Raw genomic sequence first — 23,128 nt, 5'->3', positions numbered from 1 at the left:
AGCTATCGACCTGTCGGCGATGGCAGGTCCGCAAGCGGTTCCCTACTTGCAATGCGTCTGAACAGGAGGAACAAAAATGACCGTCACGGAAATCGCCAAGGAGTTCACCGAACTTCTCAAGCAGGGCAACAACGAAGGTGCTGCCGAAAAATACAATGCCGACGATATCGCCAGCTACGAAGCGATGGAGGGACCGATGGCCGTCAGTCACGGCAAGGAGGCCCTCAGGCAGAAAAGCCAGTGGTGGCAAGAGAACCACGAAGTGCATGGCGGCTCGGTCGAGGGCCCTTATGTCAACGGCGATCAATTCGCGGTGCGCTTCACCTTTGACATAACGCCCAAGGCCACCGGCGAGCGTGTCACCATGGATGAGGTTGGCCTGTACACGGTCAAGAACGGCAAGATCACCGAAGAGCGCTTTTACTACTGAGGCCGGAAATCGGGTCTTCCCAGCTTTGCTCTCTTTGCGGCAAGGTTGAAAATTTGCACGGCGGCCAGAGCGATCCTTCTGGCCGCTGGGAGCGTTCAAATCGTCTTCACATACTGCGCAAGTTGATCGGCCACCGTGCCCCAGCCGTCGAAGAAACCCATCTCTTCATGGTTGTCGCGGGTGGCTTGGTCACGGTGAATGGCTGTGGCGGTATAGCGCGTACCCTGGCCATCCTGATGGAGCGAAATGACCGCGGTGATGAAAGGCTCGCCCGAGGGTCGATAGCCGGGCAGCAGCGCATCCGTCCACACCAGCCGCTCGTTGGGCACGATTTCCAGATAGCAGCAGTGGCGGTCACTGACCTCCTTGCCGTCGGGCGACTGCATGCGTGTCCGAAACAGGCCGCCCGGTCTGAGGTCGATCTCGCAGTCGGTGATCAGCCATGGCTTCGGCGTGAACCACTGCCTGACATGCTCAGGTGTCGTCCAGGCTCGCCAAAGCAATTCGCGCGGCGCATCGATTACGCGCTCCAGCGTCAGGTCCAGCCGGGGATCGGGCTCGAAGGAATAACTCATTTTTCCTGCTCCTTGAGGGTCATGACATAGGCATCGAACCGGTCGAGGCGGCGTTCCCAAACTGTACGCTGTTCGGCCAGCCAGCTTTCGGCGAGCTTCAACGGTTCAGGCGCAAGCTCGTAAGTCCTGACCCGTCCGGTCTTTTGCGAACGAACCAGCCCGCAGCCTTCGAGAATCTTGAGATGGTCGATGAAGGATGGCAGGGCCATCTCGAAAGGCTGGGCCAGTTCGCTGACCGAAGCAGGGCTCCTGTTCAGCCGCTCGACCACGCGCCGTCGCGTCGGGTCGGCAAGCGCGCGAAAAATGCCGTCGATCGGCGGGAGGCTTGGATTTGCACTCTGGAGGCTGGTCATCGATCGGTCCCGGGTCGTCAAAAAGCGATTAGAAACACTTAGGTAATTGCCTTAGTGTTGGCAAGCGCCAAATTTCCGGCAACGCTGACCAAGCTGCTGGCCAAGCGGGAAGGGCGGTTTTAGGCTGCGAAACGGATTCGACTGTCAGCCCAAGGGAAGAGCACTTTGACGATCACCATGTACGGCATCACCAATTGCGACACGATCAAGAAGGCGCGCGTCTGGCTGGAGAGCCATGACCTTCCCTATCGTTTCCACGACTATCGGGCCGAAGGGATCGAGGCTGGCAAGCTGAATGGCTGGGCCGGCAAGGTCGGTTGGGAAAAGCTGCTCAACAAGGGCAGCACTTCGTTTCGCGAACTGCCGGAGGCGGACAAGCAAGGCCTCGACGAGAAGAAGGCGAAAGCGTTGATGCTGGCCAAGCCGACGATGATCAGGCGGCCGGTGCTGGAGATCGGCGATCGGGTGGTGGTTGGCTTCAAGCCGGAGGTTTATGAGCAGACGGTGGGGAAGTAGGCGGAAGCGTCGCGCCGTCCGATCTCCGCCCTCGTGGGGAGATGTCCGGCAGGACAGAAGGGCGCTGTCCCGCCTGCTCGCGAAGGTCCGAGCGCCTCAACCCGCGCTCAAATACTCCGCCAGTGCCACCGCATTATTGTGCGCCTCATCATGCGCGCCGTAGAGCAGCGTTACCTTGCCCTCGCCAAGCAAGCCGCGCAGCTGCGCAACCGCCTCACCATTCCCGTCGAGCTCAGCCCCGTACCGCTTCCGAAATTCCGCCCAACGTGCCGGCTCGTGCCCGAACCACTTCCGCAGGTCGTCGCTCGGCGCGATCTCCTTCAGCCACAGTGCCAGCGCGGCATGCTCCCTGCTGACGCCGCGCGGCCAGATGCGGTCAACCAACACCCGCTGCCCGTCATCGGCAGCGGGCGGTTCGTAAATCCGCTTGACCATCAGGTCGAAAGCCATTCGACCTCCCTACGCCGAACCCCTCAGGCCCACTCGCCCTTGCGCATCACCGGCACGCGGCTGCCATCCTTGGCGACGCCGTCAATGTCGATCTTGTCCGACCCGATCATCCAGTCGATATGGATGAAGCTCTTGTTGCCGCCGCGCGCCGCGATTTCGTCAGGGCTGAGCGAGGCGCCGTCGACGAAGCATTTCGAATAGCATTGGCCGAGCGCGATGTGGCAGGCGGCGTTTTCGTCGAACAATGTGTTGAAGAACAACAGGCCGCTGGCCGAGATCGGCGAGGAATGCGGCACCAGCGCCACTTCGCCCAGACGACGCGCGCCCTCGTCGGTGTCGAGCACCTTCTTCAGGACGTCCTCACCTTTCGACGCCTTGGCCTCGACGATCCTGCCGCCCTCGAAGCGCACCGAGATGTCGTCGATCAGCGTGCCTTGGTAGGACAGCGGCTTGGTCGAGGAGACATGGCCCTCGACGCGCCGCGCATGCGGAGTTGTGAAAACTTCCTCGGTCGGGATGTTGGGATTGCAGGTGATGCCGTTCTTGGCGGTCGAGGCGCCGCCCATCCACTCATGGCCATCCGCCAGCCCGACCGTCAGGTCGGTGCCCGGTCCAGCGAAATGCAGGGCATGGAAATCATGGCCGTTGAGCCATTCGGTGCGGCCGCGCAGCGCCGCATTGTGCGCCGTCCAGTTGCCGATCGGGTCTTCCACGTCCACCCGCGAGGCGGCGAAGATGGCGTCGGCGAGCTTCGCGACCGCCACATCGTCGGCATCGCCGGGGAAAACCTGCCTGGCCCAGGCCAGATCCGGATAGGCGACGATGTTCCAGTTGATGTCGAAGCCGGTGATCTTCTCCAGCGCCGGCTGGTAGGCCATCGAATTGGCCTTGTTGGCGCGCGCCACCTTCGCCGGATCCTGCGCCGACAGGAGCGACGGATCCTCGCCGCGCACGGCAAGCCGGGCTGCGTTGTTGGAGAAGGCCTTAGCCATGCCTTCGTAGAGCCAGCCGGCGGCATGGTCGAAGCCAGCATCGGCGCCGAAGCGGTAGCGCGCCAGCGTCATCTCGTCATCGTTGAAGATCGGCGTCACCAGCCCGGCACCGGCCTTGTAGGCGTGTTCGACGATGCGCCTGGTCAGCGGCAGGGCCGCGATCGACGATGTCAGCACCAGGTCCTGTCCGGGCTGCAATTGCAGCCCCACCTTGATGGCGACTTCCGCCAGCCTGTCGAGCTTCACCGGGTCGATCGTTGCGGAAACGCCGCGCGAATGTGTGGTCATGATCCTGCCTGTCGTCTTGGGATGTTCGATTGAACATAGACCGGTGCCGCGGTGCTTTCCACCGTGATCGTGCCGCTGGGCTCCGCGACCGACGATCCGAACCGCGCCATCGTCGCCGCGATCTCTTCCTTGATCCAGATCATGAAGTCCCGGACCTTGCGGCTCTCGGCCTTGGTGGCGGAGGTCACCAGCCAGTAGCCGAGGCCGCTCTGGGCGCGAATTCCGAACGGCGCCACCAGGCGCCCGTCGGCCAGCGCATCGGCCGTCAGCAATTGCCAGCCGAGCATCACGCCATGGCCGGCGATCGCCGATTCCAGGCACAGCATCGGGTCGGTGAAGCTCGCGCCTTTCTGGAAGGTAACGGGTTGAACGCCGGCGGCCGCGAACCAGCTTTCCCAGTTGATCATCGCCCGCTCGTCGGTGATGGCGCAGGTCTGGGCGAGGTCGCAGATCGACGTTAGTTTTCTGGCAATCCCGGGCGCGCAGACCGGGAAGACTTCCTGCGCCAAAAGCAGCTCCGCCTTTCCACCCGGCCATTTGCCGTCGCCAAGCCGGATGGCAATGTCGACGTCCGAGTGATCGAGATTGGCCAGCCGCACTGAAGCGTCGATACCCAGCAGCACGTTGGGATGCCGGTCGAAGTGCCGCGACAGCCGTGGCAGCAGCCATTTGGAGGCAAAGGCCGGTGCCGCCGAAACGACCAATGTGCACTGGCTGGCTTCGTCGGCCAGTGCCACGGCCTGGGCAAGCTCGCGAAATCCAGTGCCCAGGCGGGCCGCGAAGACGGCGCCGAATTCGGTCAGGACGAGGCCGCTGGTCGTGCGCTCGAACAGTGCCTGGCCGAGCTGTTTTTCGGTGCGGCTGATCTGCTGGCTGACGGCGCTGACGGAAACATTGAGTTCGCCGGCGGCGGCGGCGAGCGAGCCGAGACGGGCGACGGTTTCCACGGCGCGAAGGCCGTTGAGATGAACGCGGTTGAGCATGGCCATTTGAGATTTTCTAAACCGGTCCGGCCGAAATCTCAATTGAAAGACATATCGAAACGGCAGACCTTATGGGTGGAAACAGGCCCATGGAGCCGGAAATGCTGAGCATGTTGCTGAAGGCCCTGGTCGCGGCCACTTCGCCGGATGACACGGACTGCGACTTCGATACGCTGAGTTGGCTGACCGATCCGCTTGCCCATCCCGCGCTGGGTGTAATGTCGGAGCGCGAACTCGGTGATGTGCCGTTCCGGTTGACGGCGCGCCGGACCGCGTATGAGACCGTTTCACCGAGCGCCGGTTTCGGCGATCGCTGCTGAGCGCGCGATCGCGATCAGGGCACTGGCCCAACACGAGGCGGATTGTTTCACCCGCTCGCACATCTATTGTGCACTGCAATGACTTCGCCCCAATCGACAGCGCTGCGTTACGCCTTCGCCGGCATGATCGCCATGGCCGTCGCCATGGGCATCGGCCGCTTCGTCTACACGCCGATCCTGCCTGGCATGATGGAGGAACTGCATCTGTCGCCGGCCAATGCCGGCTGGATCGCCTCGGCGAATTATCTAGGCTATCTCGTTGGCGCGTTGGCGGCGGCGGGCAGCTGGGCACATGGACGCGAGCGTTTGCTGATGCTGGGCGCCCTCGGTGCCAGCGCCGTGCTGGCCGCCTCGATGGGGCTGACCGACGCCATGGCCGCCTTCGTCGCCATTCGTTTTCTGGCCGGTCTGGCGAGCGCTTTCGTCATGGTGTTCATGGCCAGCATCGTTTTCAGCCATATCGCGGCCGCCGGGCGCGGCGACCTGCAGGCCTGGCATTTCGGTGGCGTTGGCCTCGGCATAGCGATATCGGCGGCGATGATGGCGGTGCTGGTCACCGAGCATGCCGGCTGGGCGCAGGGCTGGCTGTGGTCGGGGGCGATTTCGGCTTGCGGCTTCGTCGCCGTGGCGCTGCTGGTGAACCAGGGTCCGCTCACCAATGGCGAGGTCCGCCGTGAACCGGCGCTGCCGAAGGATCGGTCGCTGATGAAGATGATCGTCGCCTATGGCCTGTTCGGTTTCGGCTATGTTGTGACGGCGACCTTCCTCGTGGCCATCGTGCGCCAAGGCGGCGGCAGCCGCGTCTTCGAGGCCATGGTGTGGATGGTTGCCGGTCTTGCCGGTTTTCCTTCGGTCTGGCTTTGGCAGAAGATAGCGGCGCGGATCGGGCTTTATGCCGCCTATGCTTTGGGATGTTTCGTCGAAGTTGTCGGCGTTACCGCGAGCGTCGCCACCGGCGGGCGCATGGGGCCGCTGCTTGGCGGCGTGCTGCTCGGCGGCACGTTCATTGCCATCACGGCACTTGGCCTGCAGGCCGCCCGGCAGCAGGCCCCAGCGTCGCCCCGGCGCATCTTTGCCCTGATGACCGCCTCCTTCGGGCTTGGCCAGATCATCGGCCCGATCGCGGCCGGGCTTTTGGCGCAGGCATCGGGCGATTTCTTCCTCGCCTCCATCGTCGCCGCGGCCGTCCTGGTCGTCTCCGGCGCCATCACATGGTCGGCTGCGCCAAAATCGCCATGATTTGTGGTCTTGCTCTGCACCGGCATCGGGCAGGCATTTTCTTTCCTCCTAATGTGTGACCTTATGCCGGCTCAAACCTGCTGATTTGCGCATCGATCGAGGAATTCGCCACAGTGTTCGTATCCTTCTTCCCGCAGCCGAAGCTGTTCTTCTCTTCGGCCGCCATCTGGAGCCTTGCGGCAATCCTGTTCTGGTTTTTCGGCGGGGAGCAATTGGGAGCGGTTTTCGGCATGCCGCCTGCTGCTCCCGGAGCGCCACCCATCATCGGCATCGCCATTCTCGTATCGAAGCCATTCCTCTGGTTTTATATCTACTTCACGCTTTGCGTGGCCATCTTCTACGCGTTCTGGAGTTGGTATTCGCCGCACCCATGGCAGCGCTGGTCGATCCTGATGACGGCGGTCATCCTGTTCTTCATCTATTTCAACGTGCAGGTCAGCGTCGCCGTCAACGCGTGGTACGGCCCGTTCTTCGACTATGTACAGGGGCTGATGTCGGGGACCGGAAAGTCGACGAACGCCGAGTTCTACACCGGATTGGCCGACTTCTCATGGCTGGCCCTGGTCGGCATGAACGTGCAGGTGGTCAACGCCTTTATCGTCAGCCATTGGATCTTCCGCTGGCGCACAGCCATGAACAACTACTTTATCGAGAACTGGAGCAGGCTGCGCCATATCGAGGGCGCTTCGCAGCGCATCCAGGAAGATACGATGCGGTTCTCGCAGATCATGGAGGATCTCGGTTCCAGCTTTGTCCAGTCGATCATGACCCTGATCGCCTTCCTGCCGGTGATGATCCAGTTGCAGGCCCATATCAGCGAACTGCCGATCATCGGCGCGATCCCGCAGCCATTGGTGGTCGCGGCACTTGCCTGGTGTCTGTTCGGCACGATCTCGGTGATGATTGCCGGCATGAAGCTTCCCGGCCTGCAGTTCCGCAACCAGCGCGTCGAAGCCGCTTACCGCAAGGAGCTGGTCTATGGCGAGGATCATGCGGACAGGGCGCAACCCGCCACCACCGCCGAGCTGTTCGCCAATGTGCGGCACAATTATTTCCGGCTCTATTTCCACTACATCTATTTCAACGTCGTCCGGTACACCTACCTGCAGGCCGACAACATTTTCTCGCTGCTGATCCTGGGTCCGTCGCTGGTCGCGCACAAGATAACGTTCGGCGCGCTGAACCAGATATCGAACGCGTTCGGCAAGGTGACGGGTTCGCTGCAGTTCCTGCTTACCTCATGGTCGACCATCGTCGAGCTGCAATCGGTGCACAAACGCCTGCGCGCCTTTGAGGCGACGCTGCAAGGCGAGCCGTTGCCCGACATCGACCAGCGCTATCTGGCAAGGCAAGGGGCCGGGGATCCGGCCTAGGGATGCGCTGACGAAACGCCGGTTGGCGGCTCAGCCGCCAACTGCAGCCTGCTTCTGGCCGCCATCCTGCCGCGAGACGTAATCGCGAAAGCTGATGCACTCGACATCTGATTTGACGCAGACTTCGCCGGCAAAACGCTCCAGCGCATTCCAGTAGGCGCCGTCATTCATCAGCGTGAAGTGGAAGCCGAGTTCCAGCGGAACGCGCTTGCCCCGATATTGCGCGTCGAAGGCGGCGCGAAACGCCTGATAGGTCCGGTCCGCGAACTCGCCGGCGTTGCTAGGCCGCTCGAAGCCGCCGGAATGGCGGACGTACAGATTGTAGTCCATGGCGATCACCGGCCGTGATTTCGGCCCTTCCGGAATCTGCGGCAGGGAAAAGCGGGTGATGCCGCCAACGGTCGGCGGCAGGGCAGGACCCATTGAAACGCCGCTGGCGTCGAACCGATAACCGGCTGTCGGGAGTGCCTCGTAAAGCGCTTTGCCAGTCGACAGATACGGCGCCCGGAAACCCGCCACCGCATGCCGCGCGAATTCCCGCCAGCCCTCGGGTTCGGGCGCAATGCCGTTGATCGCATAGGCGTTCTCAAAAATGTGCTCGAAAGAGGCGAACTCTTTCAGCCAGTCTGCCTTGCTCCAGTCCTTGCCGTCGAAATGGCCGCAGGCGTGGCTGGCAATGTCGTGACCCTCATGGGCGGCGAGGCCGATCTGTTCCAGCCGCTCGGCCACGTCCTGCCTGGAGGCGGCGAAGCCGATGTTGGATTTGCCCGCCGTCTTGCCAGGCGCGGTGTATTGGCCGCCTGTTTCGGGCGACAGCAGGAAGACGCAGGAGAGGAAATAGGTGAAATGCGCGCCGGTGCGCTGGGCGCCCGGCTGCGCTTCCACTGCGAGATGTCGCGCGCGCTGTCGAAGGAGATGATCACGATCTGCTTCGGCCTTGCCGGTGCTGGTGGCGCGGGCGGATCGGCCAGGGCCACGCCGGCGGTGGCGAGTGAGGCAAGCGAGAACAAAACAACGCGGGACAAACAAGGCATCGGCAAATTCACGGGCTCCGGGTGGTCGGCAAGCCGGCTATCGCGCAAATGTGGCGCCGGTGCGATTGGGTTTTCGTGGGTTTGCCCCCGGGGACAAACATTGGTTTGCCCGGGGGACAAACAGTTGTTTGCCGGGGACAAACATTTGTTTGCCCCGGGAATAGCCGATTTTCCGGCCGAACCCCTTCCATGCCGACAAAATTTCGCTAAAACGCGGGCTCATGAACCGCCCCGGCCCGGGGCAGGAATGGTTTGATTGATGTCCGACGACAGTTTTATTCGCGAAGTCAATGATGAGATGCGCCGCGAGCAGGCGCAGAAGCTGTGGGACCGTTTTGGCCCGGCCTTGCTTGTCATTGCGGTGCTTGTGGTGCTCGGCACCGCGGCCTTCGTCGGCTATCGCTATTGGGACGAGACGCGCGCCAATCGCTCCGGCGATGCCTTCTCGCAGGCGCTGAAGCTCGCCAATGACGGTAAGAACGATGACGCGCTGGCCGCGCTCGATCAGCTGGAAAAGGATGGCTACGGCGCCTATCCGCTGCTCGCCCGCATGCGCGCCGCGACCGTCAAGGCCAACAAGGGCGACGTCGCTGCCGCCGTCAAGGACTTCGACGATGTCGCCGCCGACACCGCCATTCCCCAGGGCCTGCGCGACATGGCGCGGCTGAGGGCGGCGCTCCTGCTCGTCGATCATGGCTCCTTCGCCGACGTGTCGAGCCGCGTCGAGGCGCTGACATCGGACACCAACACGCTGCGCCACAGCGCGCGCGAGGCGCTTGGCCTTGCCGCCTGGAAGGAAGGCAAGACCCAGGACGCGCTGAAGCTGTTCGATCAGATCGCCTCCGATGATGGCGCCCCGCGCAACACGCGCGAGCGGGCGACCTTGATGTCCGAGCTGATCCGCGGGTCGGGCAGCGCATCGTGACCCGTTGCCCAAGGCGCGCAGCGGTTTGGCACCACGACATGCGTGGAAGATGTAGGGTCGGATGACATTCAAAGTCGCCATCATCGGCAGACCTAACGTCGGCAAGTCGACGCTTTTCAATCGGCTGGTGGGAAGAAAGCTGGCGCTTGTCGACGACACGCCGGGCGTGACCCGCGACCGCCGCGTCCACGCCGCCAAGCTTTACGATCTGCATTTCGATGTCATCGATACCGCGGGCTTCGAGGACGCCGGCGCTTCGACCTTGCCGGGCCGCATGCGCGCGCAGACCGAAATCGCCATCCGCGAGGCGGATCTGATCTTTTTCACCATCGACGCCAAGTCCGGCCTGCTGCCGGATGACAGGACCTTTGCCGAGATCGTGCGAAAATCCGGCAAGCCGGTCGTGCTGGTCGCCAACAAGGCCGAGGCGAAGGGCGCCCAGGGCGGCATGCTGGAGGCCTGGGAACTTGGCCTTGGCGAACCGATCCCGGTTTCTGCCGAGCACGGCCAGGGCATGCCCGACCTACGCGACGCCGTGATCGAAGCGCTCGGCGAGGCGCGCGCCTTCGGTGAAGACGAGGATACAGACGACGAAGACGCCGCCGCCAGCGAGGTGCTGATCGGCGAGGACATCGCCGATCCGGACGCCGAGCCATCCTATGACGACACCAAGCCGATGCGCATCGCCGTCGTCGGCCGGCCGAACGCCGGCAAATCGACTTTGATCAACGCGCTGATCGGCGAGGAGCGGCTGCTGACCGGACCGGAAGCCGGCATCACCCGCGATTCCATTTCGGTCGACTGGGACTGGCGCGGCCGCCGCATCAAACTGTTCGACACCGCCGGCATGCGCCGCAAGGCCAGGATCCACGAAAAGCTGGAAGTGATGTCGGTGCAGGATGGCCTGCGCGCCATCCGTTTCGCCGAGATCGTCATCATCGTATTCGACGCCACCATTCCCTTCGAAAAGCAGGACCTGCAGATCGCCGATCTGATCATCCGCGAGGGCCGGGCACCGGTGATCGCCTTCAACAAATGGGACCTGATCGACAACCCGCAGGAACTGTTGGCCGAACTGCGCGAGAAGACCGAGCGGCTGTTGCCGCAGGCGCGCGGCATCCAGGCCGTGCCGGTCTCGGCCGAGACCGGACGCGGCCTGGACAAGCTGATGGATGCGGTGTTGAAGACGCACAAGGTCTGGAACAGCCGTGTTTCGACCGGCAAGCTCAACCGCTGGCTTGAAGCCATCCTGACGCATCACCCGCCGCCTGCCGTCGCCGGGCGCCGGCTGAAGGTCAAATACGTCACCCAGGCCAAGACCCGGCCGCCGGGCTTCGTGGTCCAGTGTTCGCGGCCGGACGCGATGCCGCAAAGCTATGTCCGTTATCTCTCCAACAGCCTGCGCGAAGCCTTCGACATGCCGGGCGTACCGATCCGCATCGCGCTGCGCACTTCGGACAATCCGTTCGCCGGCCGTGCGAAGAAGCGTTGACGATAGGGTGGCAACCGCCTCCGCCGAGAGCTGCGGCTAAGCGACTTTCAGCAGGTTTTCTTTGATCTCGGCACCCTCGGGCAACGCTTCGAACGCCGATTGCAGCAGGATGCCGGCCAGCCGCGCCGCGATCGGATCGAGCTCGGCATCCTTCTGATGCAAATGCAGCGCCATTTTCGGCAGCGGCGGCAGCCCGAGCATTCCGGGCGCGAGCGCCCGGACATTCGCGGGCAGGCCGATATCGGTGCGGATCGTCAGCCCGAGGCCAGCCGCCACCGCCGCCCATATGCCGCCAAGGCTGGGGCTGGAGAACGCCATCCGCCAGGGCCGCCCGGCACGATCCAGCGTCTCGGTCGCCACGGTGCGCAGCAGGCAAGGCGCCTCGAACACGACCAGTTGCAGCGCCTCGCCATCGTGGGGACCTGCCTCCATCGGTTTCGCCGGGCCGATCCAGCGCGCCTGCACGTCGGCGACATGCCGGCTATACGGCAGCGTCGTGCCATCATGCCAGGCGAGCGCAATGTCGAGGTTGCCGGAAAGGACACGCTCGGCCAATTCGTGGCTGCGTCCAATCCGTGCTTCGATCCGGACCTTGGGGTGGGCGCGAGCGAAGCGACCGAGCACTTCCGGCAACACGGCCTCGCCGAAATCCTCCTGCAGGCCGAGCCGCACCCAGCCCTCCAGTTCGACGTCGCGGATCGCCAGGGCTGCCTCGTCATTGAGCTCGATCAGGCGCCGCGCATAGCCGAGCATCGTCTCGCCGGCTTCGGTCAGTGACAGGCCGCGCCCCGCCTTGCGGAAGATCGGCGTATCGGCCTGCTCTTCCAGTTTCTTCAGCTGCGCGCTGACGGCGGAGGTCGAGCGGCCAAGCCGCTCAGCTGCCCTGGCAAAACTTCCCAGTTCCATGCCGATGACGAAAGTCCTCAGCACGTCGAGATCGAATGTGACACGGCGCATAAGATCGTCCTTTTTTTCAGGATTATCGATCAAAATCTTCCTGATTTTATGGATGAAGCTATGGCGCTATATGCCTCCCGTCAAGGCCGCTCGGCCGGCGTCACGGGAATGGAATCATGTCTGCCACCGTCATTCGCAACGATTGCCAGCTATCCGGGCGAGGCACTGCCATGACCGCGGCCGGCCGGACCTTTGGCCCCAACCACCGCTGGAAGGTCCTGGGCATCGGGGTGGCCGCGAACGCCGGTTTCTCGGCGACTTTCTCCGGCATACCGGCAACGGCGGTCGTGCTTCGCCAAGGCTATCACTTGAGCAATGCCGAGCTTGGCCTGGCGCTCGGTCTTCTTGGCCTGGGGGTTGCGCTCAGTGAGTTGCCATGGGGCCTGCTCACCGACCGCTGGGGGGATCGCCGCGTGCTTCTGATCGGCCTCGGTGCAACGGCGGCCTGGCTGCTTGCGATGGCGATGCTCGTCGTGCCGACAAGCTCAAGCATTCCCGATGTCACGTTGCTGGCGGCAAGCCTGCTCGTCACGGGATTGCTCGGCGGCAGTGTCAATGGCTCGAGCGGCCGCGCAATCATGGGCTGGTTCCGGCAGAATGAGCGTGGTTTTGCCATGAGCATCCGGCAGACGGCGGTGCCGCTTGGTGGCGGCCTTGGCGCGCTCGTCCTGCCTTCGCTTGCCCTGGCTTTCGGTTTCGCTGCGGTGTTCGGGCTTCTGGCGGCGGCATCCGCTCTCTCCGCCCTGTTCGCCTGGCGTTGGCTGCACGAACCGCCGATGGCGGGTGAGGCCGTCTCATCCGACGTTGCCGGACCGGCACCGTTGCGCAACGTCGAGGTCTGGCGCATCTCGACCGCCATCGGCCTGCTCTGCTTTCCGCAGGTGGCGGTCCTCACTTTCGCATCGGTGTTCCTGCACGACTTCGCCGGGCTTGGCACGACGGCGATCAGCGCCAGCCTCGCCGCTGTACAGGTCGGCGCCATGGTCATGCGCGTCTGGAGCGGCCGCTTTACCGACCGCCACGGCAACCGCCGTCAATTTCTCCGCTTGTGCTGTGCGCTGAGCGCGCTGGCCTTCGTGGTGCTCTGGTTGCTGGTTCTGGCGGCTCACGCAACGCCTTCCAGCCAATCCTTCCTGATCGCTGTCCTGCCCCTGGTGCTTGTCATTGCCGGCATCTCGGTCTCCGCCTGGCACGGCGTTGCCTATACCGAGCTTGCCACGCTTGCCGGTGCAGGCCATGTCGGAACCGCACTCAGCCTTGCCAACAGCTTTGTCTTCGTCGGCTTCTTCCTGGTTCCGGTGGCCATTCCAGGGCTGCTGCACCTCTGGTCATGGCCTGGCGTGTGGCTGTCGGCAGCCGCCTGTGCCCTGGTCGCCTGGCCGATCTTCCTGCGGCGGACCTGAGCTTCCCGTCGCAAAATCGCCCGACTTCGAACCCACGACCTCTAGCCGACCGAGAAAACCTGACCGACCTCGTTAACGTCCCATCAAGGTTAATGCATCATTTTGCTCTCCAGTGGGGTCAGTTGCGTTCCTGGAGAGAGTTCCGTGCATCGACGTGTGTTGAAGCGGCTGATGGCCGCCGCCGGTGAGAAACGCAGCCTTGTGTCTCCGTTCATCATTGGTCTCGGTATCTGGATCGGCTTTCCGACCGTCGCTGCCTACCAGGACATGACCAGCCTCGTTTCCGGCCTTGAATCGCCGACCACGCGCTGGAATTCCTATGTCGAGAAATCCGTCGCCGGTTCGGTCCACGCCGCCGAGATGCCGTTCGTCGATTCCGACGTCACCAGCTCGATCTCGGGTTCCGGTGTTCGCCTTCCCGGTGTCGGCGCCGTCTCGTTTCGCGGCAAGGGCGGCAAGGTCAGCGGGTCGCCCGACGAGGATCGCGTCGTGCGCGCCGACAAGAAGGGCCGCATCGTCCAGGTCTCTCCCGTGGCGCCACCGAAGAACTTCAATGCCGGCTCGATCTTCCAGCGGACCTCCTCGCTGATGCGGCCGAGCATGGACGGCGATCTGAAAATGGCCTTCGCCAAGCCGCGGATCAAAGGCAAGGAAATCCAGATCGCCGCGGCATTCCATGCGCGTGAGGACAAGAAGCCGGATCCCGGCGTGCCGGCCATGCTTGCGGCCCTGGTCAACAACGACCATCCCGATGTGCTGGCGACCGCCTATGCGCAATCCGCGCCGGACTATGCCAAGGCCTCGCCCTTTGAAGCCCTGCTTCAGGATGAAGAGCCCAACAGCGGCCGCTTCATTCCGCCGATGGCCAAGGGCGACCATTCATGGATCCAGAATCCGCTTCCGGCGAGCGTCTTCTCCGAGCCGGAGCAGAAGTGCCTGGCCAACGGCATCTATTTCGAGGCCCGCGGCGAAGCAGTGCGCGGTCAGGCCGCCGTTGCCCAGGTGATCCTCAACCGGGTCCGCAATCCCGCCTATCCCAATTCGATCTGCGGCGTCGTCTACCAGAACGACAGCTGGTTCAACCGCTGCCAGTTCTCCTTCGCCTGCGACGGCAGGAAGAAGCGCATCGACAATCCGGTCGCCTACAAGACCGCTCAGGATGTCGGCATGGCCGTCACCGCTGGCAAGATCTTCATTCCGGAAGTGGGATCGTCGACCCACTACTATGCCAATTACGTCCATCCCGGCTGGGCCCGCACGATGCAGAAGATGACCAAGATCGGCCTGCATATATTCTACCGGACCTATGGTGGTGGCTGGAGCTGAACGTTCCGCCGCCCGCCCGTCTTTTCGCGCGTTCGCACGGTCGATCGGAGAGCCATTGTCGCGGGGATTCGCGCGGCGCATTCCGCCGATCGCAAAGGGCACGATGTCGCACCTTTCTAATTATTTGATTTTATTAGCTAAAATAGACAGCGCGGAACTTCCCTCCGTGGCTTGACGGGCGCAAACCCTCTAACTATGTTGCCGGCGACTTTAGAAGCGGACGGACGGTGACGGTCTGCCCGGGCAGGGGGGTTGCGATGGCCGAGAAAAACAGGCCAGACGGAACCGGAGAAACCGGCCGCGGCAAGCAGCATGACCCCGAAATCCGCGACGACGATCTTGAGCGACGTCGGCGTGAACTTGGAGCATCGCTTGCGACAAGGCTGCCGAACCGGCTCGAGGGGAAAGACGACGCGAAACCAGTGACCGGATACGGTCAGGCGATCAAACTATCCAGCGAGTTTATCGCCGGGGTGGTGGTAGGCGCCGGCATCGGCTGGATCATCGACCGTATGGCGGGGACATCGCCGTGGGGCCTGATCGTTTTCCTGCTGCTTGGCTTTGGCGCCGGCGTGCTCAATGTCATGCGTTCAGCTGGCGTTGTGGCGGAATTCGGACAAGGTGCGAAGCCGCGCCGCGACCTGGACGACAGCAAATGACCGCCTTTCAGGCGGCATTTGGAAATAGCCGCCTACCATGCGGCAATGGTAATTTAGCCGTACGCGGCATTGACGGGGTTTGAACGTGGCAGCTGACAAGGTCGATCCGATCCACCAGTTCCATATCATCAAGCTGGTTCCGATCGAGATCGGCGGCTATGATCTGTCCTTCACCAATTCCGCGCTGTTCATGGTCGCGACCGTGGTCATTGCCGCGGCCTTCCTGTTCCTGACGACGTCGAGCCGCAGCCTGGTCCCCGGCCGGCTGCAGTCGGTCTCCGAAATGGCCTATGAGTTCGTCGGCAACATGCTGCGCGATGCCGCCGGCACGCAGGGCATGAAATTCTTCCCTTTCGTGTTCTCGCTGTTCATGTTCGTACTGGTCGCCAATCTGCTCGGCCTGTTCCCGTATTTCTTCACCATCACCAGCCACATCATCGTCACCTTCGGTTTGGCCATCATGGTGATTGGCACCGTGATCGTCTATGGATTCATGAAGCATGGCCTTGGCTTCCTGAAGCTGTTCGTGCCGAAGGGCGTGCCCCTCCTGATGATGGTGCTTGTCGTTCCGATCGAGGTGATTTCCTTCGTGTCGCGCCCGGTCAGCCTCTCGGTTCGTCTGTTCGCAAACATGCTCGCCGGCCACATCACGCTGAAGGTTTTTTCGGGATTTGTGGTCAGTCTCAGTGCGCTGGGTGCGCTCGGCATTGCGGGATCGATCCTGCCGCTGGCCATGGCGGTGGCGTTGACGGCGCTCGAATTGCTGGTGGCGCTGTTGCAGGCCTATGTCTTTGCGGTGCTGACCTGCATGTATCTCAACGACGCCCTCCATCCTTCGCACTAATCAGGTTTCCGGCACGACGCCGGATGGAATAGCAACGGAATTTTCAGATCCAAAGGAGTTGAACAAATGGACGCAGAAGCAGCAAAGTACATCGGCGCCGGCATCGCTTGCCTGGGCATGGGTGGCGCGGGCATTGGCCTGGGCAACATCTTCGGCAGCTACCTCTCGGGCGCGCTGCGCAATCCGTCGGCCGCCGACGGCCAGTTCGGCCGCCTGATTTTCGGCTTCGCCGTGACCGAAGCTCTGGGCATCTTCTCGCTTCTCATTGCGCTGCTGGCCCTGTTCGGCTGAGTACTGGGAAGATTGGACAGGCCGGCCGCGCAAGCGGCGGGCCTGATATCTGGGGATAGTCCATGTTCGTGACATCTGCCTTCGCGCAAGAGTCCGCGCCATCAGCCGACACCAGCCACGCTGCGACCGGAGGCGACACGCATTCCGGCACCAGCGTGCCTGCCGAAACGCACGGCACGTTTCCGCCATTCAATCCGGAGACGTTTCCGTCGCAGCTTCTGTGGCTGGCGATCACGTTCGGGCTGTTCTACCTGTTCCTGAAGCGGGTCGTGATGCCGCGCGTCGGCGGCATCATCGATGTCCGCAACGACCGCATCAGCCAGGATCTCGACCAGGCGGCCAAGTTGAAGGGCGAGGCCGACGCCGCCGTTGCCGCTTACGAGCAGGAACTGGCGGAAGCCAAGAAGAACGCGAACTCGATCGGCCAGCAGGCCAGCGATGCGGCGAAGGCGGAAGCCGACACCGCGCGCAAGAAGATCGAGGCCGCGCTCGATGAGAAGCTTGGCGAGGCCGAGGCACGCATTTCTTCCATCAAGGCCAATGCCATGAAGGAAGTCGGCAGCATCGCCGAGGATACCGCTTCGGCGATCGTCGAGGCACTCGTTGGCGGCAAGGCCAGCAAGGCCGAGATCGCGGCCGCGGTCAAATCCGTGGCCCGGTGAGGAGCGCATCATGGACGCTACATCTCTCGCAACGCTCTGGGCCACGATTGCCCTGATCATCTTCCTGGCCATCGCCATCTACATCAAGGTGCCCGGCATGATCGCCAAGGCGCTCGACGCCCGCGCCGCCAGGATCAGCAGTGAGCTCGACGAGGCCCGCAAGCTGCGCGACGAAGCCCAGCAACTGCTCGGCCAATACAAGAAGAAGCGCAAGGAAGCCGAGCAGGAGGCCGCCGACATTGTAGCGGCCGCCAAGCGTGAGGCCGAACTGCTGGCTGCCGACGCCCACAAGAAGACCGAGGACTACGTTGCCAGGCGCACCGCGCTTGCCGAGCAGAAGATCGGCCAAGCCGAGCGTGACGCGGTTGCCGAAGTGCGCGCCAGCGCCGTCGATATAGCCGTCGAGGCGGCACGCGCATTGCTCGCCGCCAAGGTTGACGCCAAGGCCGGAGCCGACCTGTTCAGGTCCGCGCTGCAGGATGTGAAGGCCAAGCTGAACTGAGCGTTCTTCAGTCGCTGACACGAAGCCGCCCGGGCAACCTGGCGGCTTTTTTGTTTGGGAGAAAGCGGCGCGTCAAAGCGGCCAATCTCCGCCCTCGTGGGGAAGATGGAATTGCCACTGCCGTCGCCCTACTCCAGCCCGGCCAAGCTCTCTTCCTCAACCACTTCAGTCCCGCCCAGCCGGAACGGCGCAAACGAGGTGCGATGCAGCCGAGCCACTGGCCCATGCGCCTCGATCGCCGTGCGGTGCCGGACCGTGGCGTAGCCCATATGCACTTCGAAGCCGTAGCGGCCGTGATGATTGCCGCAGCCGCGCATCATGCGGTCGCGCATGACCTTGGCGACGATCGAGGCTGCGGCGATCGATTGGGAGCGCTGGTCGCCCTTGATCAGCGCGCGCCCCTCGCAGGGCAATCCCGGCGGCACGTCGCGCCCATCCGCGAGCGCGAGCTTAGCCTGCACCGGCAGCCCGACCAGTGCGCGGCGCATCGCTTCGAGGCTCGCCTTGAGGATGTTGGTGCCATCGATGCCCTCGGCGCTGATCGACGCCATCGATACGCCGAGAGCGGAGCCGATGATGTGCAGGAACAGCGCTTCGCGCTGCAGGTGGCTAAGCCGCTTGGAATCGTCGAGACCCTCGGGAATATTGGCGGGGTCGAGCACCACTGCCGCCGCGACCACGGGACCCGCGAGCGGGCCGCGACCGGCTTCGTCCATCCCCGCGACCGGCCACAAACCATCGGCCATCGCCTTCGTCTCGAAGGAGAAATCGGGTTTCTCGACGATTTCGAAGAGAGGCGGAGAATCAGAACGCGCGCGAGCCATGTTGCGGCGAGGTTCGCATCGGCTCCGATTCTCCGCAAGTCCCTCCGGGTCGGGTGGGGCGCCGGACCGGGAGGGCACCGTCTGCAGGCCGGGGCAGGCCGGACGGGATTTCTTTGCCACGGCGGCAATGAACAGCCGAGGCGATTTTCGGTTCAGAGCAGCATCAACTGCTCCTGGTCCTTGCCGGCAGCGACGAACTGGTCGGTCCGCAGTGTACGCCGCTCGGCATTGAGGCCGAGCCGCTTGGCGGTGATTTCGAAGCGCCGGCCGATCTGCCAGGCATAGGGCCCGGCGCCCTTCATGCGCTTGCCCCATTCCGAATCGTAGTCCTTGCCGTCGCGCATCGAACGGACCAGCGACATGACGTGGCGGTAGCGGTCGGGATAGTGGCGCAGCAGCCAATCCTTGAAGATCGGGCTGACCTCCAGCGGCAGGCGCAGCACCACATAGCCGGCTTCGCGCGCCCCGGCATGGTGCGCCGAGTCGAGGATGCGTTCCATCTCCTGGTCGGTCAGGCCCGGAATGATCGGCGCCACCATCACCGAAGCGGGGATACCGGCATCCGAAAGCTGCCTGATCGCCTCCAGCCGCTTGGTCGGCGTCGATGCCCGAGGTTCCATCGTCCTGGCCAGCATGCGGTCAAGCGTCGTCACCGACAGCGCCACCTTGGCCAAGCCCCGCTCCGCCATGCGCGACAGAATGTCGATGTCGCGCACGACCAGGGCTGACTTGGTGACGATGCCGACCGGGTGGCCGCGCGCCTCCAGCACTTCGAGGATTTCGCGCATGATCCGGTACTGCTTCTCGATCGGCTGGTAGGGATCGGTGTTGGTGCCGATGGCGATGGTGCGCGGCTGGTAGCCATCCTTTGACAATTCCTTGTCGAGCAGGCGTGCCGCGTCGGGCTTGGCGAACAGCTTGGATTCGAAGTCCAGGCCCGGCGACAGGCCCATGAACGAGTGTGTCGGCCGCGCGAAGCAATAGACGCAACCGTGCTCGCAGCCGCGATAGGGATTGATCGACCGGTCGAAGGAGATGTCGGGCGATTCGTTGCGGGTGATGATGGTGCGCGGCTTTTCCACCTGCACCTCGGTCTTAAAGGGAGGAAGTTCCTCCAGCGAACTCCAGCCGTCGTCGAAGACATGCCGGCTGACAGGTTCGAACCGGCCGGACGGATTGATGCCTGCCGACCGGCCGCGGTTGCGGTCCGGACGGACCCGCATGCCGCTCTGCTCGATCATTGCATTGGCCATTTCGGCTCGTCCTGCTCCGAAGGCTGCAATGTCGGCTCGCATGATCGGTTCCATCTTCGCCCGCTCCCATGGACTGTCCATGTTGTGTCGAATCGCTCTGTTCATGAAATTATTCCTATTTTATCGATGAGAACAAATCAAGAACTTTCTATGGTGCGCTGCAAAAACTGGCGCCGACCAACGCTTTCCGCTATTCGGCTAATCATGCTCAGTGTTCTGATTGAAACGCACAATGACGAGGAGGGGCTCGCCCGTACGCTGGCGACGCTGATTGGCGGCGCGGTCGAGGGCGTGGTGCGTGAGGTTGTCGTCTGCGACACGGGCTCCAGTGACCAGACCCATCGCGTCGCCGAGCATGCCGGCTGCCACTATGTGGGGAGCGGGGGCATCGCCGCCGGCATCCGCCAGGCCAAGGGTGACTGGCTGCTGTTTCTCGAACCGGGTGCGAGGCTGGTGGAGGGCTGGATCGACGCCGTCGTCGCCCATACGGCCAGGCAGACAATAGCGGCCCGGTTCTCGCGGGCGCGGGGCAGCCGTCCACCGTTCCTGGCCCGGGTCTTTTCGGCAAACCGCGCGCTCGCCGACGGACTGGTGATCAGCAAGCGACAGGCGGCATCGCTGTCCAAGAATGCCGGCAGCGCCGAGGCCTTAGCGCGCGGGCTGGCGACCAGACGGCTCGACGCCGAAATCTGGCCAGCGCAGCCGAAGCAGCAGCACCGCTCTGGGGGGTGATTTTTGCAACGGCTCTGCGTGGCGTTGCTTACGACGCCGATTTGCCGCGCCGCAGATGTTCGTCCAGGCGCGGCATGATCTCGACGAAGTTACAGGGCATGTGCCGGTAATCGAGCTGTGGCTCGAGGATGCCGTCCCAGGCGTCCTTGCAGGCGCCGGGCGATCCCGGCAGCACGAAGACGAAGGTGGCGTTGACGACACCGCCGGTCGCCCGGCTCTGGATAGTCGAGGTGCCGATCTTGTCATAGGAAATGCGGTGGAACACTTCCGAAAATCCGTCCATGCGCTTTTCGAAGATCGGCTCCAGCGCCTCGGGCGTCACATCGCGTCCGGTAAAACCGGTACCGCCAGTGGTGATCACGACGTCGATGGCCTTGTCCCGCGACCACGCCAGAACGGCGTCGCGGATTTTTTCGCGGTCGTCGGTGACGATATCGCGGGCGGCCAGGATGTGGCCGGCCTTGGTAATGCGATCGGCCAGTGTCTGGCCGGATTTGTCGTCGGCCAGGCTGCGTGTGTCGGAAACAGTCAGCACCGCGATGCGCACCGGAATGAAGGCACGGCTCTCGTCAATTCTGGCCATCTCGCCCAGCCTCCGACGCCATGCTGCGCGTTGCCGCGACGAACCAGTCGGGCTGGCGGTCGCGGATCTCGGCCGCCGCGCGCTTGGCGACATTGCCGGTCTCGAACAGGCCGAAGCACGTCGCGCCCGATCCGGACATTCGTGAAAAGCCCGATCCGGCCTTATCAAGCCATGAAAGCGCCCTGCCTATGGCGGGCTGCATCGCAAGGGCTGGCCGCTCAAGATCGTTGCGGGTGATTTCCAGCCAGTTGCGCAGGCTGTGAAAATCGATGCTGCGCGGCAGCGGCGGCAGCGGCTCATTATCGCGACGGGAGAGTGCGGCGAAGATTTCCGTCGTCGAGACCGGCACGCCCGGGTTGACCAGCACGAGACCCAGTGCTGAAAAATCCGGCACCATCGACAGTTCCTCACCGATGCCGCGCGCGACCAGCGGCTTTGCCGCCAGGCACATCGGCACATCGGCGCCAAGCGAAAGACCGATCCGCGCCAGTTCGGCGCTATCGAGCTCCAGCCCCCAGCTCTCGGTCAGCCCGCGCAGCACGGCCGCCGCGTCGCTCGACCCTCCGCCCACGCCGGATGCGACCGGAAGGTTCTTTTCGAGCCTGATGCTTACCGGCGGCGTGCTCCGAACGCCGGCGGCCTGCCGCAGGGCGTCGCGGCCCTTCAGCACAAGATTGCCGCCATCGAGCGGTACGTCCGCCGCATAGCGGCCGGACACGCTGAACTCATCGGCGTCGGCCGGCGCGATCTCGATCCTGTCGCCAAAGCGCGTGAACACAGCCAGGCTTTCGATGAGATGATAGCCGTCGGCGCGCCTGCCGGTGACGTGCAAAGCTAGGTTTATCTTGGCGGGTGCGGCCCATGTCCGGACACGCTGACCCGATTCCGCAGTCTCGATTGCGAGTGAAATGAGGGTCAGTCCTTGGCCAGCCGGTATTCGCCGGTCTGCGGATCCTTGACCAGCGTTCCCATCGCGCCGTTGGCCGCCTGTTTTTCGGTGCGCCGCACCTTGGCCGTCACGCGTTCAGCCTCGCGCACGAAGGTGCGGTAACCGAAATAGGCGGCGACGCCGACGACGGCGAAAAAAATGAGCTGCGGCATGTCAAACTCCTACCACGCTGGGCCGGTAAGACCGGCCGGTCGGGTCTTTCGGGCAACCATGCTAGACGCTTTCATGGCTTTTTCAAAGCCCGAAGCGCGCCCACGATGCGCGCTCTTCCGCCGCATTGATGACGCCGCTGGCGGCAGCCGCCGCGATATCGGGCGCCGAAAAGCCCTTGCTCGAGCCGAACAGGCCAAAGCGGCCGAACAAACCGCGCGGCGCCGCCACCAGCCTGAGCTGGGTCTTCGGCCCGAAGCGGGTCTTCAGCACCGTGCGCATGTCGCCCAGCGCATCGACGAGGCCGAGCTCCAGGCCTCGCTTGCCGGTCCAGAACAGCCCGGTGAACAGGTCCGGATCGTCCGCCAGCTTCGTACCGCGGCGCTCCTTGACCAGATCGATGAAGGTCTCGTGCACTTCGAGCTGCAGCACCTTGAGCCGCTCGACGTCTTCCTTCTTCTCGGGCTTGAACGGATCGAGCACCGCCTTGTTCTGGCCGGCGGTGTGGACACGGCGCTCGATGCCGATCTTCTTCATCAGTTCCGGGAAACCGAACGAGGCCGACACCACGCCGATCGAGCCGACGATGGAGGAGGGATCGGCGAAGATCTCGTCGCCGGCGACCGCGATCATGTAGCCGCCGGACGCCGCGACATCCTCGACGAAGACCAGGACCTTTTTATTCTTCTCGACCGCAAGGTCGCGGATGCGCTTGAAGATCAGCCGTGACTGCACCGGCGAGCCGCCCGGCGAATTGATCGAGATCGCGACCGCCGGCGCCTCGAAGGAAAACGCCTTTTCGATCAGTCCGGCGGTGGAAGCAAGCGACAGGCTCGGCCGGAACTGGCCTCCGCCGGCCATGATGGTGCCGTGCAGTCGGATGACCGGAACGGTGACGACGGAGGAGCGCCAGGACTTCGGCAGCAGGCGGTTGAAAAGACGTTTCACGATGGCGTGGTCTCCGGCGATGGTTGCAGGCATGTAGGGATTTCCCGGCCAACGGCAATGTGTAGGCCGCCAACA

Annotated in this window: 27 protein-coding genes and 1 pseudogene; 15 read left to right on the top strand and 13 right to left on the bottom strand. The window is 63.5% G+C overall.

What is annotated here, in order from left to right; all coding sequences use genetic code 11:
- Positions 1-76 precede the first annotated feature (76 nt).
- A complete protein-coding gene (locus MESAU_RS25310; RefSeq protein WP_015318872.1) occupies positions 77-430 on the top strand; it encodes a SnoaL-like domain-containing protein in 354 nt (117 codons plus the stop codon).
- A gap of 95 nt (positions 431-525) precedes the next feature.
- Here the strand turns inward: MESAU_RS25310 and MESAU_RS25305 are convergent, their stop codons facing one another.
- Both MESAU_RS25305 and MESAU_RS25300 read right to left on the bottom strand, forming a co-directional pair.
- Positions 526-1,005, bottom strand: coding sequence for an SRPBCC family protein (locus MESAU_RS25305; protein WP_015318871.1), 480 nt, complete (start codon positions 1,003-1,005; stop codon positions 526-528).
- On the bottom strand, positions 1,002-1,358 hold the full coding sequence (locus MESAU_RS25300; RefSeq protein ID WP_015318870.1) for an ArsR/SmtB family transcription factor: 357 nt from the start codon (positions 1,356-1,358) through the stop codon (positions 1,002-1,004). Before MESAU_RS25300 ends, MESAU_RS25305 begins: the two co-directional genes overlap by 4 nt.
- Positions 1,359-1,523: 165 nt before the next feature.
- Here MESAU_RS25300 and MESAU_RS25295 point away from each other — a divergent pair, with 165 nt between their 5' ends.
- Positions 1,524-1,874, top strand: a complete 351-nt coding sequence (locus MESAU_RS25295) for an ArsC family reductase (protein WP_041163511.1) — start codon at positions 1,524-1,526, stop codon at positions 1,872-1,874.
- Between the two features lie 96 nt (positions 1,875-1,970).
- On the opposite strand, the gene MESAU_RS25290 is transcribed toward MESAU_RS25295, so the two are convergent.
- Genes MESAU_RS25290 through MESAU_RS25280 form a run of 3 tightly spaced genes read right to left on the bottom strand, consistent with a single transcriptional unit; the run spans position 1,971 to position 4,593 of the window.
- Positions 1,971-2,324 carry a DUF488 domain-containing protein gene (locus MESAU_RS25290; RefSeq protein ID WP_015318868.1) on the bottom strand — a complete coding sequence of 118 codons (354 nt, stop codon included), beginning with the start codon at positions 2,322-2,324 and terminating at the stop codon, positions 1,971-1,973.
- Positions 2,325-2,347: 23 nt separating this feature from the next.
- Positions 2,348-3,604: an aminopeptidase gene (locus tag MESAU_RS25285; RefSeq protein WP_015318867.1), complete on the bottom strand. Its 1,257-nt coding sequence runs from the start codon at positions 3,602-3,604 to the stop codon at positions 2,348-2,350.
- Complete coding sequence (locus tag MESAU_RS25280) at positions 3,601-4,593, bottom strand: LysR substrate-binding domain-containing protein (RefSeq protein WP_015318866.1); 993 nt, start codon at positions 4,591-4,593, stop codon at positions 3,601-3,603. The genes MESAU_RS25285 and MESAU_RS25280 overlap by 4 nt, the downstream gene beginning before the upstream one ends.
- A gap of 83 nt (positions 4,594-4,676) precedes the next feature.
- On the opposite strand from MESAU_RS25280, the gene MESAU_RS25275 reads away from it, so the two are divergent.
- The 3 genes from MESAU_RS25275 to sbmA all read left to right on the top strand — a co-directional run bounded on the left by MESAU_RS25275 (position 4,677) and on the right by sbmA (position 7,519).
- Positions 4,677-4,907 carry a hypothetical protein gene (locus tag MESAU_RS25275; RefSeq protein ID WP_140788078.1) on the top strand — a complete coding sequence of 77 codons (231 nt, stop codon included), beginning with the start codon at positions 4,677-4,679 and terminating at the stop codon, positions 4,905-4,907.
- A gap of 78 nt (positions 4,908-4,985) precedes the next feature.
- Complete coding sequence (locus tag MESAU_RS25270; RefSeq protein ID WP_015318864.1) at positions 4,986-6,146, top strand: YbfB/YjiJ family MFS transporter; 1,161 nt, start codon at positions 4,986-4,988, stop codon at positions 6,144-6,146.
- A gap of 113 nt (positions 6,147-6,259) precedes the next feature.
- Positions 6,260-7,519 carry a peptide antibiotic transporter SbmA gene (gene sbmA / locus MESAU_RS25265; protein ID WP_015318863.1) on the top strand — a complete coding sequence of 420 codons (1,260 nt, stop codon included), beginning with the start codon at positions 6,260-6,262 and terminating at the stop codon, positions 7,517-7,519.
- A gap of 30 nt (positions 7,520-7,549) precedes the next feature.
- Here the strand turns inward: sbmA and MESAU_RS25260 are convergent.
- Positions 7,550-8,553, bottom strand: a pseudogene (locus MESAU_RS25260) (polysaccharide deacetylase family protein).
- Positions 8,554-8,812: 259 nt separating this feature from the next.
- Here MESAU_RS25260 and MESAU_RS25255 point away from each other — a divergent pair.
- On the top strand, positions 8,813-9,478 hold the full coding sequence (locus MESAU_RS25255) for a tetratricopeptide repeat protein (RefSeq protein ID WP_015318862.1): 666 nt from the start codon (positions 8,813-8,815) through the stop codon (positions 9,476-9,478).
- 61 nt (positions 9,479-9,539) lie between these two features.
- Positions 9,540-10,970, top strand: coding sequence for a ribosome biogenesis GTPase Der (gene der / locus MESAU_RS25250; RefSeq protein WP_015318861.1), 1,431 nt, complete (start codon positions 9,540-9,542; stop codon positions 10,968-10,970).
- Positions 10,971-11,006: 36 nt separating this feature from the next.
- Here the strand turns inward: der and MESAU_RS25245 are convergent, their stop codons facing one another.
- Complete coding sequence (locus MESAU_RS25245; protein ID WP_015318860.1) at positions 11,007-11,927, bottom strand: LysR substrate-binding domain-containing protein; 921 nt, start codon at positions 11,925-11,927, stop codon at positions 11,007-11,009.
- 116 nt (positions 11,928-12,043) lie between these two features.
- Between MESAU_RS25245 and MESAU_RS25240 the strand changes: the two genes are divergently transcribed.
- From MESAU_RS25240 to MESAU_RS25210, 7 genes are all read left to right on the top strand, one after another.
- Entirely contained in the window at positions 12,044-13,330 is a 1,287-nt protein-coding gene (locus MESAU_RS25240) for an MFS transporter (protein ID WP_041163510.1), read from the top strand.
- A gap of 144 nt (positions 13,331-13,474) precedes the next feature.
- Positions 13,475-14,656, top strand: coding sequence for a cell wall hydrolase (locus tag MESAU_RS25235; protein ID WP_015318858.1), 1,182 nt, complete (start codon positions 13,475-13,477; stop codon positions 14,654-14,656).
- Positions 14,657-14,913: 257 nt separating this feature from the next.
- The gene (locus tag MESAU_RS25230; protein ID WP_015318857.1) at positions 14,914-15,315 is read left to right on the top strand and encodes an AtpZ/AtpI family protein; all 402 of its coding nucleotides are present in this window, start codon (positions 14,914-14,916) and stop codon (positions 15,313-15,315) included.
- Positions 15,316-15,400: 85 nt separating this feature from the next.
- A complete protein-coding gene (locus MESAU_RS25225) occupies positions 15,401-16,159 on the top strand; it encodes a F0F1 ATP synthase subunit A (protein WP_015318856.1) in 759 nt (252 codons plus the stop codon).
- Between the two features lie 66 nt (positions 16,160-16,225).
- Entirely contained in the window at positions 16,226-16,450 is a 225-nt protein-coding gene (locus tag MESAU_RS25220) for a F0F1 ATP synthase subunit C (RefSeq protein ID WP_013896722.1), read from the top strand.
- Positions 16,451-16,512: 62 nt separating this feature from the next.
- Positions 16,513-17,112, top strand: coding sequence for a F0F1 ATP synthase subunit B (locus MESAU_RS25215; protein ID WP_015318855.1), 600 nt, complete (start codon positions 16,513-16,515; stop codon positions 17,110-17,112).
- Positions 17,113-17,122: 10 nt separating this feature from the next.
- Positions 17,123-17,614, top strand: coding sequence for a F0F1 ATP synthase subunit B (locus MESAU_RS25210; RefSeq protein ID WP_015318854.1), 492 nt, complete (start codon positions 17,123-17,125; stop codon positions 17,612-17,614).
- A gap of 128 nt (positions 17,615-17,742) precedes the next feature.
- Here MESAU_RS25210 and MESAU_RS25205 read toward each other — a convergent pair whose 3' ends face one another.
- Together MESAU_RS25205 and MESAU_RS25200 are read right to left on the bottom strand one after the other, a co-directional pair.
- Entirely contained in the window at positions 17,743-18,438 is a 696-nt protein-coding gene (locus MESAU_RS25205) for a ribonuclease HII (protein ID WP_015318853.1), read from the bottom strand.
- Between the two features lie 152 nt (positions 18,439-18,590).
- Entirely contained in the window at positions 18,591-19,745 is a 1,155-nt protein-coding gene (locus MESAU_RS25200; protein WP_041163509.1) for a PA0069 family radical SAM protein, read from the bottom strand.
- A 150-nt stretch (positions 19,746-19,895) separates the two neighbouring features.
- Here MESAU_RS25200 and MESAU_RS25195 point away from each other — a divergent pair, with 150 nt between their 5' ends.
- Positions 19,896-20,423 carry a glycosyltransferase gene (locus MESAU_RS25195; RefSeq protein ID WP_015318851.1) on the top strand — a complete coding sequence of 176 codons (528 nt, stop codon included), beginning with the start codon at positions 19,896-19,898 and terminating at the stop codon, positions 20,421-20,423.
- Positions 20,424-20,451: 28 nt separating this feature from the next.
- Here MESAU_RS25195 and moaB read toward each other — a convergent pair whose 3' ends face one another.
- The 4 genes from moaB to MESAU_RS25175 all read right to left on the bottom strand — a co-directional run bounded on the left by moaB (position 20,452) and on the right by MESAU_RS25175 (position 23,053).
- Positions 20,452-21,006, bottom strand: a complete 555-nt coding sequence (moaB, locus tag MESAU_RS25190; RefSeq protein WP_015318850.1) for a molybdenum cofactor biosynthesis protein B — start codon at positions 21,004-21,006, stop codon at positions 20,452-20,454.
- Positions 20,993-21,916: a 4-(cytidine 5'-diphospho)-2-C-methyl-D-erythritol kinase gene (locus MESAU_RS25185; protein ID WP_015318849.1), complete on the bottom strand. Its 924-nt coding sequence runs from the start codon at positions 21,914-21,916 to the stop codon at positions 20,993-20,995. Before MESAU_RS25185 ends, moaB begins: the two co-directional genes overlap by 14 nt.
- Before the next feature lie 5 nt (positions 21,917-21,921).
- Entirely contained in the window at positions 21,922-22,107 is a 186-nt protein-coding gene (locus MESAU_RS25180; RefSeq protein WP_015318848.1) for a membrane protein, read from the bottom strand.
- 82 nt (positions 22,108-22,189) lie between these two features.
- Positions 22,190-23,053 (bottom strand): S49 family peptidase, encoded by an 864-nt coding sequence (locus MESAU_RS25175; protein WP_041163897.1) that lies wholly within the window; start codon positions 23,051-23,053, stop codon positions 22,190-22,192.
- Between the last annotated feature and the right edge of the window lie 75 nt (positions 23,054-23,128).

The organism is Mesorhizobium australicum WSM2073 (assembly GCF_000230995.2).
GTDB lineage: Bacteria > Pseudomonadota > Alphaproteobacteria > Rhizobiales > Rhizobiaceae > Mesorhizobium > Mesorhizobium australicum.
Note: the sequence above shows the minus strand (reverse complement) of the source record. Positions and strands in the feature narration are given on the sequence as shown.

Excerpts from the sequence above, each read along its gene's own strand:
- MESAU_RS25200 (WP_041163509.1), bottom strand. The coding sequence starts at position 19,745 with ATGGAACCGATCATGCGAGCCGACATTGCAGCCTTCGGAGCAGGACGA.
- MESAU_RS25245 (WP_015318860.1), bottom strand. The coding sequence starts at position 11,927 with ATGCGCCGTGTCACATTCGATCTCGACGTGCTGAGGACTTTCGTCATC.
- MESAU_RS25230 (WP_015318857.1), top strand. The coding sequence starts at position 14,914 with ATGGCCGAGAAAAACAGGCCAGACGGAACCGGAGAAACCGGCCGCGGC.
- MESAU_RS25240 (WP_041163510.1), top strand. The coding sequence starts at position 12,044 with ATGTCTGCCACCGTCATTCGCAACGATTGCCAGCTATCCGGGCGAGGC.
- MESAU_RS25290 (WP_015318868.1), bottom strand. The coding sequence starts at position 2,324 with ATGGCTTTCGACCTGATGGTCAAGCGGATTTACGAACCGCCCGCTGCC.
- MESAU_RS25280 (WP_015318866.1), bottom strand. The coding sequence starts at position 4,593 with ATGGCCATGCTCAACCGCGTTCATCTCAACGGCCTTCGCGCCGTGGAA.
- der (WP_015318861.1), top strand. The coding sequence starts at position 9,540 with ATGACATTCAAAGTCGCCATCATCGGCAGACCTAACGTCGGCAAGTCG.
- MESAU_RS25310 (WP_015318872.1), top strand. The coding sequence starts at position 77 with ATGACCGTCACGGAAATCGCCAAGGAGTTCACCGAACTTCTCAAGCAG.
- MESAU_RS25270 (WP_015318864.1), top strand. The coding sequence starts at position 4,986 with ATGACTTCGCCCCAATCGACAGCGCTGCGTTACGCCTTCGCCGGCATG.
- MESAU_RS25205 (WP_015318853.1), bottom strand. The coding sequence starts at position 18,438 with ATGGCTCGCGCGCGTTCTGATTCTCCGCCTCTCTTCGAAATCGTCGAG.
- MESAU_RS25220 (WP_013896722.1), top strand. The coding sequence starts at position 16,226 with ATGGACGCAGAAGCAGCAAAGTACATCGGCGCCGGCATCGCTTGCCTG.
- MESAU_RS25215 (WP_015318855.1), top strand. The coding sequence starts at position 16,513 with ATGTTCGTGACATCTGCCTTCGCGCAAGAGTCCGCGCCATCAGCCGAC.
- MESAU_RS25285 (WP_015318867.1), bottom strand. The coding sequence starts at position 3,604 with ATGACCACACATTCGCGCGGCGTTTCCGCAACGATCGACCCGGTGAAG.
- MESAU_RS25300 (WP_015318870.1), bottom strand. The coding sequence starts at position 1,358 with ATGACCAGCCTCCAGAGTGCAAATCCAAGCCTCCCGCCGATCGACGGC.
- MESAU_RS25180 (WP_015318848.1), bottom strand. The coding sequence starts at position 22,107 with ATGCCGCAGCTCATTTTTTTCGCCGTCGTCGGCGTCGCCGCCTATTTC.
- MESAU_RS25305 (WP_015318871.1), bottom strand. The coding sequence starts at position 1,005 with ATGAGTTATTCCTTCGAGCCCGATCCCCGGCTGGACCTGACGCTGGAG.
- MESAU_RS25255 (WP_015318862.1), top strand. The coding sequence starts at position 8,813 with ATGTCCGACGACAGTTTTATTCGCGAAGTCAATGATGAGATGCGCCGC.
- moaB (WP_015318850.1), bottom strand. The coding sequence starts at position 21,006 with ATGGCCAGAATTGACGAGAGCCGTGCCTTCATTCCGGTGCGCATCGCG.
- MESAU_RS25195 (WP_015318851.1), top strand. The coding sequence starts at position 19,896 with ATGCTCAGTGTTCTGATTGAAACGCACAATGACGAGGAGGGGCTCGCC.
- MESAU_RS25210 (WP_015318854.1), top strand. The coding sequence starts at position 17,123 with ATGGACGCTACATCTCTCGCAACGCTCTGGGCCACGATTGCCCTGATC.
- MESAU_RS25275 (WP_140788078.1), top strand. The coding sequence starts at position 4,677 with ATGGAGCCGGAAATGCTGAGCATGTTGCTGAAGGCCCTGGTCGCGGCC.